Origin of the sequence: Colwellia sp. BRX10-9 (assembly GCF_014077405.1) — a bacterium.
Taxonomy (GTDB): domain Bacteria; phylum Pseudomonadota; class Gammaproteobacteria; order Enterobacterales; family Alteromonadaceae; genus Colwellia_A.
Window position 1 is genome coordinate 24,417 of record NZ_JACGVV010000023.1, and the last position, 16,324, is coordinate 40,740.

Sequence of the window (16,324 nt, forward strand, 5' to 3'; positions counted from 1 at the left end):
CTCATCACGACTTAGTCGACTGTGCTTTTTTGCTGGCAACTTTATCTTTTCGTCGTTGTTCGATAACATCTTGAACATTGCCACCAATATGCTTTTCGCCTCGTTGGTTCGCTAAATTTATCTGACGCTCACGCTCAGCGAAACCACTGCGCTGCTCGTCGGTATACTTGTCATAACAACGATGACAACTCACACCTTTAACATAGTGTTCGCTTTGCATTTCTTCGCTTGTTATCGGGTAACGACAAGCAAAACATTGGTCGTACTGGCCTTGCTCTAAACCATGTCCAACGGCAACACGGCCATCAAAAACAAAACATTCGCCTTCCCACATTGAATTCTCTTGTTCAACTTCTTCTAAATATTTAAGCACACCTCCCTCAAGGTGGTAAACGTCTTCGAAGCCTTGCTCTTTCAAGTAAGCTGTTGATTTTTCGCAACGAATACCACCAGTACAATACATAGCCACTTTTTTGTGCTTATTTTTATCTAAATGTTGGGCAACATATTCTGGAAATTCACGGAACGTTTCAGTCTTAGGGTTAACGGCGTTTTTAAAGGTACCAATTTCAATTTCATAATCGTTACGCGTATCAATCAATAAAACTTCTGGATCTGAAATAAGCGCATTCCAGTCTTTTGGTTTCACATAAGTACCAACGGTTAATAATGGGTCAATGCCTTCAACACCCATAGTAACGATTTCTTTTTTTAATTTTACTTTGCTACGTTGAAAAGGGTTTTCATCAGCATATGAATATTTATGAGAAACATTAATTAAACGTTCATCCGTCTCTAAATGAGCTAAAAGCAGATCGATACTGGCTTTTGTACCTGCAACCGTACCGTTAATACCTTCGTTAGCGAGTAATAACGTACCTTTGATCTCGTTTTCTAACATAACGCTTAATAAAGGTGATTTAAGTTGTTCGAAGTTTTCTAAGCGCACAAATTTATAAAGTGCACAGACAGTAATATTTTGCATAGTAATAGTACCCATTGAGCCAGCCAGAACGTAAATCCGGAGCTGTAGATTAATATAAAACCAACACCTGCTACTAGCGATGTTAGTCGAAAGATGCGCATTCTATCAAAAGCGCTTATTTAGATAAAGTACCTCGTCGCTCGCCTTAATTATAAAGTTGTTGTCTATCGTATTATTTAGAGCTAAAAAAAAGACTTAACACCACAGTGAAAAGTCTTTTAAAAGGCAAAGTATTTCAACAAAAACTCGTTAACTCGGTGAGCCTTTAAGTTTTTCGCGCAACCTTTGAATAATCATATAGAAATATGGCACAAGTAAAGTACCCAATATAGTAGCAGCTAACATACCTGATAGTACGGTAACACCCAAGAATATCCGGCTACTAGCGCCTGCCCCCGAAGACATAACCAAAGGAATTACACCTAACACAAAAGAGAGTGCAGTCATTAATACGGCTCTAAATCTTAATTTTGCGGCATCAAGCGCGGCTTCCATAATACTTTTACCTGCGGCTCTAAGTTCCATGGCAAACTCAACAATAAGAATCGCGGTTTTAGTCGATAAGCCGATGAGTAGCACTAACCCCACCTGAGCATAAATGTTATTCTCCATGCCCAAGATATACAGCGTTAACATTGAACCAAACAATGCCAAGGGAACCGCTGCGATAACCGAGAATGGTATGGTCCAGCTTTCATATTGCGCCACTAAAAATAAGTAAACAAACAACAATGCTAAGCCAAATAGAACAGGTGCTAAATTACCTGCCTCAATTTCTTGTTTAGACTGCCCGGCCCATTCGAAAATATAGCCCTGAGGTAAGTTTCCAGCTAATTCTTCCATAATAGCTATTGCCTCACCTGATGAATGACCACTCGCTGCTTGCCCAGTAATGTTAGCACTACGATATAAATTAAAGTGTCCGATACTTGTTGGTCCTAAAATAGGTTCTAACTTAGCCAGTGTCGTTAATGGCACCATTTCACCCTCTTGATTACGGACAAAATAGTGACGTAAGTCAGACGGGTCTTTGCGGAACTCTTTTTCTGCTTGAACAGTTACTCTATAAGTACGACCAAACTGGCTAAAATCGTTAATATACATTGAGCCAAGTTGGGCTTGTAAAGTAATAAAAATATCAGACAAAGCGACACCTTGGGCTTTGGCTTTATTTCGATCGACCTCTAAAAAATATTGCGGAACATTAGCGCGGTAAGTACTAAAAACTTGATTTAATTCAGGACGCTGATTAGCTTCATAAATAAGACCATTCATCACTTGCGCCAAATCACTTGGGCTTCTGCCTTCACTATCTTGTAATTTAAATTCAAACCCCGAACTTGACCCTAGCCCAGGAATAGGCGGCGGATTAAATATCATGATTTGCGCGTCTGGTATGGTCCAAAGTTGCCCCATTAAACGTTGAATAACAGCACGTAACGCTAATTCTGGTTCAGTTCTGTCCTCCCAATCTTTTAGCATAATAATGCCTAAACCATTATTAGAACCCGCTCCTCCTAATAATGAAAAACCAGCAACAGTAATCACATCAGTCACCGCAGGATCAGCTTTTATTATCGGCGTTATTTTATCAATAAGTGCTTGTGTTCTATTACTCGATGCAGCATCTGGTAATTGAATATTAAGAAAAACATAACCTTGGTCTTCACTTGGCACAAACCCCGAAGGTACCGACGTTGTTAACCAACCAGTTGCCATAAATAAAACACCAACAATAATACCAACACGAGCGGCGCGTTTTAATAAAAAATTTACCGCTGTGGTATAGCCTCCAGTCATCTTCTTAATACCCCGTTCAAAGGGAATTAACCATTTTATTGGCTTCATATTATCTTTACTTAATAACACCGTACAAAGCGCAGGGCTAAGTGTTAAGGCATTAACAGAAGAAATGATAACGGCAAATGAAATAGTAACCGAGAATTGTTTGTACAGTTCTCCGGTAATACCTGGCATAAAGGCCACAGGAATAAATACTGCTAGTAACACCAAAGTAGTCGCTATAATAGGACCTGAGACTTGTTCCATTGCCTTAGTGACAGCGGCTTTTATTTCAAGTTGCTCTTCTTTAAGGATTCGTTCTACGTTTTCAATAACGATAATCGCATCGTCAACGACTATACCTATCGCCAGCACTAAGCCAAAAAGAGTGATAGTGTTAATCGAATAGTCCATGGCCAACATAAAGGCAAAAGTACCTATTAATGACACAGGTATCGCGATGGTCGGAATAAGTGTTGCTCGCCAATTTTGTAAAAATAAGAACACTACTAAAACTACTAAGACTATCGCCTGAAATAAAGTCACTTTCACTTCGTCAATAGAGCGTAAGATAAACTCAGTGGTATCGTAAGGGATAGCGTATTCAAGTCCTGCAGGAAAACGTGTTGATAGTTTTTCCATTTCCAGTTTAACCAAACGAGCAACTTCTGTTGCATTTGCACCAGGTAATTGATAAATAACTAAGAATGCAGTTTCGTTGCCATTTAAGCGTGCTTGAACACCATAGTTTTGCGATCCTAGTTCTAAGCGTGCAATATCGGACAAACGGACAAAATTACCGTTTGTGCGAGCACGAACAATGGTTTGCCCGAACTCTTCAACCGTTTTTAAGCGCCCTCTTGCTTGAATGGAGTACTCAAATTGTTGGTTAGGCAATGCCGGGCTTGCACCTAACTTGCCAGCAGCAACAATTAAATTTTGTTCTTGAAGGGCTTGTTTTACCTCGGTAACGGTAACCCCTAATGATGCCATACGGTCGGGTCTTAACCATGCACGCATGCTGTAAGTCATTTCACCCATCACACTGGCTTCAGCAACGCCAGGGATACGTCCTAACGGTTCAGTTAGTGAATTAGTCGCATAGTTACTTAAAAACAATTGGTCGATTTCAGCTTGTTTTGAAAATAAATTGATCGCCATTAACATCGAGCTAGACTTTTTCTTAACCGTAACCCCCAAGCGTGTTACTTCTGAAGGCAATGCACTTTGAGCCAATGCGACACGATTTTGCACATTGACCTGTGCCATATTGTCATCGATACCGACTTTAAAAAACACGGTAATGGTTGCTGAGCCATTATTTGAAGCGGTTGATTCGATGTACATCATATCTTCGACACCATTGATTTTTTCTTCAATGGGACGAATAACTGACTCTTCGACAACTTGAGCACTCGCACCTGGATACACCGCAGTAATTTGCACTTGTGGTGGTGTTATTTGTGGGTACATATTAACGGGTAATAAGCCCATAGCAATGAGGCCTGCTAAGGTGATAACAATTGAAATAACAAAGGCAAACTTGGGGCGATGAATAAACGTTTTACTGATCATAGCAGTCCCCTTATTGGGCTAAAAAGTCAGAAATAATACCGGTAAATGGATCAATACTTTTAGCTACGGGTTTAACTTCAACACCATTTCTGACTTTTTGTAAACCTTCGACAATAACCCGCTCGTTGGCGTTAATACCTGATTCAACCACCCACATTGCATTAATTCTTCGCCCTAAAGTAACCAGACGCTGTGAAACTTTATTATCTTCGCCAACAACAAGAACAAATTTTCCTTGTTGGCTTTCCTGTACAGCGACCTGAGGCACTAAGGCCATTTGTTCTTTTTTCTTACCTTCTATAATTAAAGTAAGAAATAAACCGGGCACAATAATACCATCAGGGTTATTAAATATTGCGCGTAATTCAACCGTTCCCATGCCTTGATCTATTTTTGTTCCGGCAAACGTTAACAGGCCCTTTTCACTATATTGAGTGTTATTAGGTAAAAGTAAGGAAATATCAATCGATAAATCTTCAGGCTTTTGAGTGTTTTTATGTTTTTGTAAATAAGAAACATATTCGCTTTCTTCTACTTGAAAACTGACATACATAGGATCTGTTGCTGTTAATGTCGCCAGTGTGTTACTACTTGGGCTGATAATCGTGCCAATACTATAATTTACTTTGCCAATACGTCCTGAAAATGGCGCTTTAATAACGGTGTAACTTAAATTCAACTCAGCGTTTTCTAATGTTGATTGGGCGACCTGCACTGATGCCCTTGCTTGTGAATCATTAGTTATTAATTTATCGAGATCAGATTGAGAAATATAACCTTGCCCTGCGACTTCACGCCCACGTTTTAAGTCTCTTGCAGCACCATTAGCACCAGCGACTTTACTGGCTAAATCGGCTTTTGCTGACTCTAAAGAAACTTGGTAAGCCGCGGGATCAATATTAAGTAACACTTGAGATTTTTCAACAATAGAGCCTTCACTAAAGTTACGATCGATTAACTCACCTTCAACCCTAGCGCGTAAATCAACTTCTTTTGACGCAACTGAACGAGCAACAAATTCACGGTAACTACCAATTTCATTGACCTTTATTTGATAAACAGAAACAGCGGGAGCAGGAGCTGCTATTTTAACTTGTTCAACTTGTCCACAACTTATCACTGTAAAAGTCATCACTGATAAAAGACTAACGCGAAATAAAATAGGTTGAAAAGCTTGCTGATATTTTGTGAACATCTATGTTCTCCGTTTAGTGCTAACAGCACGTGACAAAACCACTATTAAGAATAAATTGCTAAAAAATATATTATTACATGTGATGATAGTTAATTCAGTCTGAAAATGTATTTAAACATTGAAAACACCTTATACTTTTTTTAAATAGCCGTTTTTACGCTATTTTATAAAATCATAATTGAAATATGAGCAAGTCGCCCTTATATTTCTTGATAAGATAATAAAAAATATTAATAAAAATGAGCAATCCTAGAATTTTTCAGCAACAATCATTTTCTGTTGGCGACACTATTACTTTAAGTGAAGATGCCTTTGGCCATACCATAAGAGTTCTGCGTTTAAAAAGTGGTGATGATTTAACCCTTTTTAATGGCGAATTAAACCAAGGTGTACTTGGCGATTATCAAGCTGAAATAACCGACGTTAGTAAAAAAAATGCCCAAGTCATTATAAAATCGTTCAGCGAAAAAAATGTTGAATCACCATTAAATATTCATTTAGGACAAGGTATTTCACGTGGCGACCGAATGGACTTTACCTTACAAAAATCGGTTGAGCTGGGTGTTAACACCATTACCCCGCTATTTACGGAACGTTGCGGAGTAAAGCTAAACGGCGATCGCTTACAGAAAAAAATAGACCAATGGCAAAAAATAGTGGTCAGTGCTTGTGAACAAAGTGGCCGTTGTTCGGTCCCTATTGTTATGCCTGCTGTTTATTTAGATGAATGGCTAACTCAACAAACTGCTTCATTAAAACTAAATTTACACCCTAAAGCGCAATACTCAATAATGAATTTGCCTGAAAAAAACATCAATGATTCAAATCAGCGAGTGCGTTTACTTATTGGTCCAGAAGGCGGTTTAAGTGATGATGAAATTAAACGAGCCAATCAAGCCTCTTTTGTTGATGTTTTATTAGGACCAAGAATATTAAGAACAGAAACGGCAGCATTAACGGCAATTACCGCATTGCAATGCCGCTTTGGCGACATTAATTAGTAACGAACACATTAGGAAATAAAGATGACAATTAAACTTGGCGTAGTAATGGACCCTATTTCACAGGTCAATGTAAAGAAAGATTCATCTATGGCGATGATGTTCGAAGCTCAAAAGCGCGGTTACGAAATTTATTACATGGAAATGAAAGATTTATACCTTGATCAAGGACAATGCCGTGCCACAGCACAAAAATTAAAGGTTTTTGACGATCCTCAACATTGGTATGAACTAGACGAAGTAAACGACATAGCTGTTTCAGAACTTGACGCGGTTTTAATGCGTAAAGATCCTCCTTTTGATACCGAATTTATCTACGCGACCTACATGCTTGAGCGTGCAGAAGTTGAAGGCACATTAATTGTAAACAAACCACAAAGCTTGCGTGACTGTAACGAAAAACTTTTCACCGCTTGGTTTGCAGAGTTGACACCACGTACCTTAGTGACACGTAACAATGATAAAATTCGTGAATTTCATCAAAAAGAAAAAGACATTATTATTAAGCCACTTGATGGCATGGGCGGTGCGTCAATTTTTCGTATAAAAGAAAATGATGCTAATGTCGGTGTTATATTAGAAACACTCACCAACCACGGTAATCAATACGCCATGGTGCAAGAATTCATGCCTGAAATTAAAGATGGTGATAAACGTATTCTTATTGTTAATGGTGAACCTATGCCTTATTGCCTTGCACGTATCCCTGCACAAGGTGAAACGCGTGGTAATCTAGCTGCCGGCGGCCGTGGTGAAGCAAGACCCCTTAGTGCTACCGATAGGTTAATTGCTGAAACTATTGCACCAGAATTGAAGAAACGTGGTCTATACTTTGTTGGGTTAGATGTTATTGGTGACAAAGTTACCGAAATTAACGTTACCAGTCCCACCTGTATCCGAGAAATTGAAGCTGCATATCCTATTAATATCAGTGGAAAATTAATGGATGCAATAGAAGAAAATATTCGTCCTAGAGTATAAATATTTTAGTTATATTTTTTACCATTTAAAGTTATGAGTCTCTACTAGCGGTGATCCTTTGAAATAAACGATCACCATACCTCTATAAAAACAATGATACATAGAGTTTTTTTAAAACTTAAAGTGTAAAAGGTGATGGTATGGAAAGCTTAGAAAATCAACTATTAATTGCAATGCCTGCATTAGACGATGCCTATTTTAATAAAACTGTAACTTATATTTGTGAGCACAATGAAGAAGGCGCTATGGGTCTTATTATTAACTTACCCGTTAACGTGACTTTAAACGAATTGCTCATCCAGATAGATGCTAAAAAAGAACAAGCACCTGAGTTAGGTCAACAAGTGCTAACCGGAGGTCCTGTTTCTCAAGACCGAGGTTTTGTTCTACATAGCCCACAAGATTGCTGGAAACAATCGTTATCGCTAAGTAAAGAGGTCATGATCACCACCTCTAAAGATATTTTAATGGCGTTAGGGACAGAAGGTGCGCCTGAAAAATATATGGTTACCTTAGGTTATGCTGGTTGGGGGCCTGGTCAATTAGAAGAAGAAATAAAAACTAACGCCTGGCTTTTAACCCCTGCTGATGGTGATATTGTTTTTAATACACCGATTGAGCAGCGCTGGAAAAAAGCCACAGAAAAACTAGGTATTGATATGGCTCATTTATCTACGGATATTGGCCATGCTTAACAACATTGAGGAATAATAAGTGTCAAAAGATGTCGGCCAACGCACCGTTTTAGGTTTTGATTTTGGTAAAAAATATATTGGCGTTGCTGTTGGCCAAGAAATGACCGGAAGTGCCTCTCCTTTAGGCTCGATTAGAGCTAAAGAAGGTATTCCTAATGAGATGGAATTAACAAAATTTATTAAAGAATGGCAACCTGACTATTTAGTAGTGGGATTACCCTTAAATATGGATGGTAGTGAGCAACAATTAACCCTTGATGCCAAAAAATTTGGTAACCGCTTATCGAATAAATTCGCCCTGAAGGTAGAATTTCAAGATGAACGTTTAACCACAGCGGATGCCAAAGAACGTTTATTTGCCGCTGGAGGCTATCGTAATTTAAAAAAGGATAATATTGATGCTGAGTCAGCAAGATTAATTATTGAAAGCTATTTTGAAACGCTTTACGACTAGAAAATAGCAATATAGTCAAACCACATAAAGCTCATGCGTCAAGTGGTTTGACTATCTATTGTTACACTGTTCAAGAAACTTAGCTTAACACCTAGCAATGTTTCTTAAGTATCTGTTAACTAAACATCTTTAGGGCCAAAACCGTCAATGGTCACGCCACTTAATGCACCGGTGCCTCCTTGCTCATTACTGCGCAACTTAATCATCAAGCGTAAATCATTAGGTGAATCAGCATGATGCAATGCATCAGCATAGTTTATTGAGCCTTTTTGATACAACTCAAACAAAGCACCATCAAAGGTCTGCATGCCAAGTTCTTTAGACTTTTCCATCACTTCTTTAATACTACCAATATCACCTTTTTTAATAAGTTCAGCGATATAAGGCGAGTTAAGTAAGATCTCAATCGCCGCAACACGCCCGTTACCGTCGCAGGTAGGGATCAGTTGCTGAGCGATAATACCGCGTAAATTTAACGCTAAATCAAACAATAACTTGCCATGTTGATCCGCAGGCACTAAATGCATAATACGGTCAATCGCTTGGTTAGCATTATTTGCATGCAAGGTTGCAATACATAAGTGCCCGGTTTCAGCAAAGCTTAACGCATGTTCCATGGTTTCTTGGTTACGGATCTCACCAATTAAGATAACATCGGGTGCTTGGCGTAATGAGCTTTTTAAGGCCGCATCGAAACTTTCAGTGTCTAAGCCAACCTCTCGTTGCGTTACCATACAACGCGCATGTTCATGAACAAATTCAACAGGGTCTTCAATGGTAAGAATATGGCCACGCGAATTTTTATTACGATAGCCAATCAATGAAGCCATTGATGTTGATTTACCCGTACCCGTGCCACCAACAAAAAGTACTAAACCGCGCTTTGACATGACTACATCTTTTAAGATTGGCGGTAAACCGAGTTCGTCAGCATCAGGAATTTCTGTGACGATACGTCGGACAACCATACCTGCCATATCGCGTTGCCAAAAGGCTGAAATACGGAAGCGGCCAATGTCGTCAATTGAAATGGCAAAGTTACATTCTTTTTCTTCAGTAAATTGCTTTTTCTGTTTATCGTTCATTGCGTTATGAACAAGAGCTAACGATTCATCGCTTGTTAAAAGGTGATCATCGATTGCTTGTAACTCGCCATTTACTTTGGCGCTTACCGCAAGCTTAGCGGTAACAAACATATCAGAGGCACCTTCTTTTACCATCTTTTGTAATAAGTCATGAAAATTCATTGATCTTTCTCTTATCTTTTAAACCGTAATGTGAAGTAATAGACACCTAGGGTTTGAGCTAGTTTTAAAAACCTCTAAAGTGATTTTAGCGTGCTTTAAAAAGTCTCTAAATTGATTTTTATCAACTGCTTTTTCCATCGCATCTTGTTTAGTTATCAGGCCTCTATTCACTAGACCTTGTAGACAATAGATACCCATGGTTTGAGCTGGCTTTAGAAACCTCTAAATTAGAAGCCTCTAAATTGATTTTTATCAACCGCTTTTTCCATCGCATCTTGTTTAGTTATCAGGCCTCTATTCACTAGACCTTGCAAGCACTGATCCATGGTTTGCATACCATGAGACATACCGGTTTGAATGGCACTGTACATCTGTGCTATTTTGTCTTCACGAATTAAATTTCTTATTGCAGGAACACCTAACATTATCTCATGAGCGGCAACACGACCCCCACCCACTTTTTTAATCAAGGTTTGTGAAATAACCGCACGAAGTGATTCTGACAACATTGAACGCACCATAGATTTCTCTTCACCGGGGAAAACATCAATGATACGGTCGATGGTTTTTGGTGCAGAGGTTGTATGTAAAGTACCAAAAACTAAGTGGCCGGTTTCCGCCGCTGTCATCGCTAAACGAATGGTTTCTAAGTCGCGCATTTCACCAACAAGAATAACATCAGGGTCTTCACGTAAAGCACTGCGCAGAGCAGCTTCAAAACTTAGTGTATCGCGATGAACCTCACGTTGGTTTATTAAACATTTTTTGTTTTCGTGAACAAACTCAATAGGATCTTCAATGGTAAGAATATGATCGTGTTTGTTGTTATTAATATAATCGACCATAGCCGCTAAAGTGGTTGATTTACCTGAGCCTGTTGGGCCCGTGACTAAAACTAAGCCTCTAGGTATATCAGAAATTTCACGAAAGATATCAGGACAGCCTAAATCATCTAAGGATAATATTTTGCTTGGAATAGTACGAAATACCGCTGCAGGGCCACGATTTTGATTAAAAGCATTGACACGAAAACGTGCTAAATTTGGCACTTCAAAAGAAAAATCGACTTCTAAATTTTCTTCATACTCTTTGCGTTGACGATCATTCATAATATCATAGACCAGAGCATTAACATCTTTCTCGTCAAATGCTGGGATATTGAGTTTACGTACGTCACCGTCAACACGAATTGAAGGCGGAGTGCCTGCAGATAAATGTAGATCAGATGCATTATTTTCCACACTAAAGGCAAGTAATTCGGTAATATCCATAAAAAGACCTCTTAATAATTATTTTTTATAATATAAAGTAAGTTGAAACTAAATTGACACAAAACAATATGACACCCATTAAAGATAATCTTGCTAAGATAAATCTGCAAATTTTTAATGCTTGCGAGCTAGCAAAACGTCCAACTTCACAAGTGACCTTACTCGCGGTAAGTAAAACCAAAACTAGTGCCATGATCGAACAAGCTTATTTAGCGGGCCAACGAGAATTTGGTGAAAACTATATTCAAGAAGCCGTTGAAAAAATAGCAGAATTACAAAGTTTGTCAGACATTACTTGGCATTTTATTGGTCCTATACAGTCAAACAAAACACGATTAATTGCCGATAACTTTGCTTGGGTACATAGTGTTGACCGCATTAAAGTAGCAAAACGCCTTAATGATCATAGGTCTAGCCAAGATACTCCCCTCAACGTTTGTTTACAAGTCAATATTAGTGGCGAAGAAAGCAAGTCTGGCATAGCCGTTAAAGATATTAAAGCGTTAGTTGATTTCATTGAGCATTGCCCACATTTAACCCTTCGCGGCTTAATGGCTATCCCTGAGAAAAATGCCTCAAAACAAAGTTTTGAAAAAATGCAGCAACTTTATACGCAATTAAAAAAAGAACATCCTAGTATGGATACTTTATCGATGGGCATGTCAGGTGACTTGAGTGACGCTATTGCTAAAGGTTCGACTATGGTCAGAGTTGGCTCAGCCATTTTTGGCGCTAGAGAAGATAAATAGTTATATTCGGATACAATCTATTTCACTTTCTTTAAGTATAATTCGTTACAATAGTTAAAATATTCACATTCTTATTTATCATAGGTATTTCATGACAAAAATTGCTTTTATTGGCGCTGGTAACATGAATGGCGCAATTATTTCTGGCTTAGTAAACACAGGCTTTGCCGCTCAAGATATTATCGTATCAAACCCTTCACCTGAGAAGCGACTGGCTTTACAAGAGCAACTTGGTATTAAAGAAACAGCAGACAATATCGTTGCGGCTAATTTTGCAGATTTTATTGTACTTGGTGTTAAACCTCACTTTATTGCTGAAGTTTGCCAAAAAATCAGCCAAGAAATTGATATTAGCAACAAGTGCTTTATTTCCGTTGCTGCTGGCTGCACTGTTGCACAGATGCAAAAAGCCTTAGCTAAACCTTGTGGCATTATTCGTACTATGCCCAATACCCCCTCGCAGATTGGTTTAGGTGTTACTGGTTTATATGCCGACGAAAATGTTAATACTCAACAAAAACAGGTTGCCGAAGAACTAATGAGTTCGGTAGGTATTATCAAGTGGTTAGCCACTGAAGATGAAATTGACAATATTATCGCGGTTTCTGGCTCAGCGCCTGCCTATTTCTTTTTGTTTATGGAAGCGATGGAAAAACAAGCGATAGCGTTAGGTTTTTCAGCAAAAGAAAGCCGTGAATTAGTGCAGCAAACCGCTTTAGGTGCTGCGCAAATGGTGGTAAACAACGATATTCCAATCAGTGAATTACGCGCTAAGGTCACCTCAAAAGGTGGTACAACCAATGCTGCTATTAATTCTTTTATAGATGATGGTTTGGATAAAATAGTAACAAATGCAATGAACAGTGCATTGCATCGCGCGAAAGAAATGGCGCAAAATAACGTTTAATACCGTTTGAATTTTATTAATTATTAAGTTTTGGAGAAGTAGATGGAAGCCATTAATTATTTGCTGAGCTTTGCCTTTGACGCATTATTAATGTTGTTAGTTTTACGTGTATGGTTACAATTGGTCCGTGCTGATTTTTATAACCCGTTAAGCCAGTTTATTGTAAAAGTTACCAACCCAGCCGTTATTCCGCTTCGCCGCGTTATACCTGGTTTTGGTGGTATTGATGTATCAACATTGTTGTTAGCTTTTGCCGTAGCAGCGTTAAAGTTTATTCTTATCCCATTACTTAATGGTGGAGATATCAATATTATTTCGGCGCTATACTTAGGTCTTATTTATTTAATTAAACAAACGGGTGTATTGCTATTTATGTTAATGCTCGTTATGGCATTAATGAGTTGGGTAGTTCAGGGTTATAATCCTACGCAAGCTATCTTCCAGCAGTTAACTGAACCGTTTTTAAAACCGATAAAACGTATTGTACCCAGCATTGGCGGTTTAGACTTATCTATACTTATTGCTTTCTTATTACTAAACGTAATTAATATTTTCCTATCTGGCGCTATTCCAGGTTGGGCAATGCTATAATAACGTAGAAACAATAAAACAGGTTTTGTAATAATTTGGCTATAAAACCTGTCTTATTAAATGTATGGATCATTAAAACAAAAAGGAACACATTATGAAAAATATCTTTCAAACCTGTTTATTTATTATTTTAGTTTCATTGACCCTAGTCAGTAACGTTTTTGCTGAAAACATGAAAAAATTGGGTTCGATGCAAGTTCATTATATGGCAATAAATGCCACATTTTTAACTCCAAAAGTCGCAAAAGCTTATGATATTGAACGTAGTCGTTTTAACGGTTTAATTAATATTTCGGTTTTAGACGATACTAAACCGTCGACGCCAGCTAAAGCAGTAACCATACAAGGAACAGCTCGAAATGATATTGGTCAAATCAAAACCCTTGAATTTGACGAAGTAAAAGAAGGTGATGCTATTTATTATTTAGCACAAGTTAATTACACCAACGAAGAAACCTTTTACTTTGATATCACCATTAGTGACGGCAAAGAAACCCACCAGCTTAAATTCAAACAGAAATTTTATGTTGATTAATCACTAATTGCATACAAATAATTAATATATAAAATCAGGTTTCACCTGATTTTACTTTTTCATTTCTACACGCTCAAGGTACAAAATGTCAACCATCGTATTAGCCACAGGCAACCCAGGTAAAGTTAAAGAACTTAGCCATTTATTAGCCGCACATAACATTGAAATAAAACCCCAAAGTGAATTTAATGTCAGTGAAGTGGCAGAAACAGGCACTACTTTTGTTGAAAATGCCATCATTAAAGCGCGTCATGCAGCTAAAATAACGGGCTTACCGGCAATCGCTGACGACTCAGGTTTAGAGGTTGATGCGTTAAATGGCGCACCGGGGGTTTATTCGGCGCGTTACGCGGGTGAAAACGCTAGTGATAGTGACAATACTGAAAAACTGTTAAAAGCATTAGAGAATATACCTAATGAACTACGTACCGCTCGTTTTCATTGTGTACTGGTTTATATGAAACACGAGCACGATCCAACGCCGATAATTTGTCATGGCGTTTGGGAAGGCACAATTACCCATGAAAAATTGGGCGAGCAAGGTTTTGGTTATGATCCTATTTTTTGGCAAGAGCTGCAGCAACAAACTTCAGCACAATTGCCTCGAGATTTAAAGAATAGTTTAAGTCACCGCGGCCAAGCACTTGCTAAGCTTGTACAACATTTTGGTGTTAAATAATAATGCTACAAGCGCCCCCGCTTTCTTTATATATCCATATCCCTTGGTGTGTTGAAAAATGCCCATATTGTGATTTTAACTCACATGCTTTGAAATCAGCGGTTCCAGAAGAAGAGTATGTAAAACATCTTATTGATGATTTAGATGCAGATATCGCCAAGTTCTCTCTAAGTGATCGCCCATTACACACTATTTTTATTGGTGGTGGTACACCGAGCTTATTTTCTGCACAGGCGATTGAAAGTTTATTAACCCAAGTCCTTGCGCGCTTCGCACATAAAGATGACATTGAAATAACGTTAGAAGCGAACCCTGGCACCGTTGAAGCTGAAAAATTTATTGGCTTCTTTAATGGTGGTGTTTCAAGACTATCGATTGGTGTACAAAGTTTTGAATCTGACAAACTAATAAAATTAGGTCGAATTCATGACAGTAACCAAGCAAAAAAAGCAGCCGAGTTGGCTTATTCTTGTGGTATAAAAACCTTTAATCTTGACTTGATGCATGGCTTACCACAGCAAAACATTGCTAACGCCCTTGATGATTTAACCACCGCTATTTCACTGAATCCAACCCATTTATCTTGGTATCAGTTAACAATAGAACCCAATACCGCTTTTCATTCTCGCCCACCTAAGTTGCCTGAAGACGAAGTACTTTGGGATATTCAAGATCAAGGTATCGCCTTATTATCTGCCGCGGGTTATCAGCAATACGAAATATCGGCTTACAGTAAACCCGGTTTTGAATGTCAGCATAATATCAATTACTGGCAGTTTGGTGATTATCTGGGCATTGGCTGTGGCTCACATGGCAAAATAACAGATCCACTTAATGGTAAAATTTTCCGTACCATCAAAGTAAAACACCCTAAAGGTTACTTAGACGAGAGTCGTCCACACTTAGATCATTTAGTTGAAGTCAGTGCACAAGAATTACCTTTTGAATATATGATGAACAGACTGCGCTTACATGAACGTTTTAGCTTAACGGAATATCAACAAAGAACAGGCTTATCAATTGAAACTGTCTTGCCGACATTGCAAGTCGCTAAACAAAAACAATTGATGCAAGAAAACACTGATGACACTTGGCAAGTCAGTAAATTAGGTCATCGCTATTTAAATGACTTACTCGAGATGTTTTTATAGTGATGGATAGCGAAGCACAACAAGCATTAGACCAAGTGTTTATGCAACGAGCTTTTGAGCTTGCCCAACAAGCAGAAGCGATTAATGAAATCCCCGTTGGTGCTGTGGTTGTCGCTAATAATCAAGTGATAAGTGAAGGCTACAATCAGTCGATTACACTTAACGACCCATCAGCCCACGCTGAAATGGTTGCGATACGCCGAGCTGGCTTAGCTTTACAAAACTACCGTCTGCTCGACTGTACGCTCTATGTAACATTGGAGCCATGCCCAATGTGTGCTGGTTTATTGGTACATAGCCGAATTAAACGCGTGGTGTACGCGACGCCAGACTTAAAAACAGGCGCTGCAGGTAGTGCCTTTAATTTATTGTCTGATGAAAAGCATAATCATCAAATTGTGCTGTCTTGTGGCATTATGGCAGAAGAATGTAGCCAATTACTGTCCGCTTTTTTTAAACGCCGCAGAGCTGAGAAAAAAGTGCTAAAACAGCAAGCGAAGTTAGTACAAAAATAAGCGCTATACTC

Annotated in this window: 16 protein-coding genes; 11 read left to right on the plus strand and 5 right to left on the minus strand. The window is 38.6% G+C overall.

Translation table 11 applies throughout. The features are described 5' to 3' along the window. Positions 1-4 precede the first annotated feature (4 nt). The 3 genes from H4J69_RS13410 to H4J69_RS13420 all read right to left on the minus strand — a co-directional run bounded on the left by H4J69_RS13410 (position 5) and on the right by H4J69_RS13420 (position 5,537). Complete coding sequence (locus H4J69_RS13410; protein WP_182213947.1) at positions 5-985, minus strand: rhodanese-related sulfurtransferase; 981 nt, start codon at positions 983-985, stop codon at positions 5-7. Positions 986-1,234: 249 nt separating this feature from the next. Beyond that, positions 1,235-4,342: an efflux RND transporter permease subunit gene (locus H4J69_RS13415; RefSeq protein ID WP_182244975.1), complete on the minus strand. Its 3,108-nt coding sequence runs from the start codon at positions 4,340-4,342 to the stop codon at positions 1,235-1,237. Positions 4,343-4,352: 10 nt separating this feature from the next. Continuing rightward, positions 4,353-5,537, minus strand: a complete 1,185-nt coding sequence (locus H4J69_RS13420; RefSeq protein ID WP_182230158.1) for an efflux RND transporter periplasmic adaptor subunit — start codon at positions 5,535-5,537, stop codon at positions 4,353-4,355. Positions 5,538-5,776: 239 nt separating this feature from the next. On the opposite strand from H4J69_RS13420, the gene rsmE reads away from it, so the two are divergent. From rsmE to ruvX, 4 genes are all read left to right on the plus strand, one after another. After that, a complete protein-coding gene (gene rsmE, locus H4J69_RS13425) occupies positions 5,777-6,538 on the plus strand; it encodes a 16S rRNA (uracil(1498)-N(3))-methyltransferase (protein ID WP_182213953.1) in 762 nt (253 codons plus the stop codon). Positions 6,539-6,562: 24 nt separating this feature from the next. Beyond that, positions 6,563-7,519 carry a glutathione synthase gene (gshB, locus tag H4J69_RS13430; protein WP_070374249.1) on the plus strand — a complete coding sequence of 319 codons (957 nt, stop codon included), beginning with the start codon at positions 6,563-6,565 and terminating at the stop codon, positions 7,517-7,519. A 140-nt stretch (positions 7,520-7,659) separates the two neighbouring features. After that, positions 7,660-8,214 carry a YqgE/AlgH family protein gene (locus H4J69_RS13435; protein ID WP_070374250.1) on the plus strand — a complete coding sequence of 185 codons (555 nt, stop codon included), beginning with the start codon at positions 7,660-7,662 and terminating at the stop codon, positions 8,212-8,214. Positions 8,215-8,233: 19 nt separating this feature from the next. Beyond that, positions 8,234-8,668: a Holliday junction resolvase RuvX gene (ruvX, locus tag H4J69_RS13440; protein ID WP_070374251.1), complete on the plus strand. Its 435-nt coding sequence runs from the start codon at positions 8,234-8,236 to the stop codon at positions 8,666-8,668. A gap of 119 nt (positions 8,669-8,787) precedes the next feature. On the opposite strand, the gene H4J69_RS13445 is transcribed toward ruvX, so the two are convergent. Next, positions 8,788-9,915 (minus strand): PilT/PilU family type 4a pilus ATPase, encoded by a 1,128-nt coding sequence (locus H4J69_RS13445; RefSeq protein WP_070374252.1) that lies wholly within the window; start codon positions 9,913-9,915, stop codon positions 8,788-8,790. Between the two features lie 227 nt (positions 9,916-10,142). After that, positions 10,143-11,186: a type IV pilus twitching motility protein PilT gene (locus H4J69_RS13450; RefSeq protein WP_070374253.1), complete on the minus strand. Its 1,044-nt coding sequence runs from the start codon at positions 11,184-11,186 to the stop codon at positions 10,143-10,145. Between the two features lie 68 nt (positions 11,187-11,254). Between H4J69_RS13450 and H4J69_RS13455 the strand changes: the two genes are divergently transcribed. The 7 genes from H4J69_RS13455 (at position 11,255) to tadA (ending at position 16,313) form a co-directional block, all read left to right on the plus strand. Further along, positions 11,255-11,935, plus strand: coding sequence for a YggS family pyridoxal phosphate-dependent enzyme (locus H4J69_RS13455; RefSeq protein ID WP_182244868.1), 681 nt, complete (start codon positions 11,255-11,257; stop codon positions 11,933-11,935). 91 nt (positions 11,936-12,026) lie between these two features. After that, entirely contained in the window at positions 12,027-12,842 is an 816-nt protein-coding gene (gene proC / locus H4J69_RS13460; RefSeq protein WP_070374255.1) for a pyrroline-5-carboxylate reductase, read from the plus strand. A 42-nt stretch (positions 12,843-12,884) separates the two neighbouring features. Next, positions 12,885-13,433: a YggT family protein gene (locus tag H4J69_RS13465; RefSeq protein ID WP_070374256.1), complete on the plus strand. Its 549-nt coding sequence runs from the start codon at positions 12,885-12,887 to the stop codon at positions 13,431-13,433. Between the two features lie 94 nt (positions 13,434-13,527). Then, the gene (locus H4J69_RS13470) at positions 13,528-13,968 is read left to right on the plus strand and encodes a DUF4426 domain-containing protein (RefSeq protein WP_259367754.1); all 441 of its coding nucleotides are present in this window, start codon (positions 13,528-13,530) and stop codon (positions 13,966-13,968) included. Positions 13,969-14,053: 85 nt separating this feature from the next. Further along, positions 14,054-14,647: an XTP/dITP diphosphatase gene (locus H4J69_RS13475; RefSeq protein ID WP_182213957.1), complete on the plus strand. Its 594-nt coding sequence runs from the start codon at positions 14,054-14,056 to the stop codon at positions 14,645-14,647. Between the two features lie 2 nt (positions 14,648-14,649). Further along, the gene (hemW, locus tag H4J69_RS13480; protein WP_182244865.1) at positions 14,650-15,798 is read left to right on the plus strand and encodes a radical SAM family heme chaperone HemW; all 1,149 of its coding nucleotides are present in this window, start codon (positions 14,650-14,652) and stop codon (positions 15,796-15,798) included. A 2-nt stretch (positions 15,799-15,800) separates the two neighbouring features. Beyond that, positions 15,801-16,313, plus strand: a complete 513-nt coding sequence (tadA, locus tag H4J69_RS13485) for a tRNA adenosine(34) deaminase TadA (RefSeq protein ID WP_182244864.1) — start codon at positions 15,801-15,803, stop codon at positions 16,311-16,313. Positions 16,314-16,324: the final 11 nt, after the last annotated feature.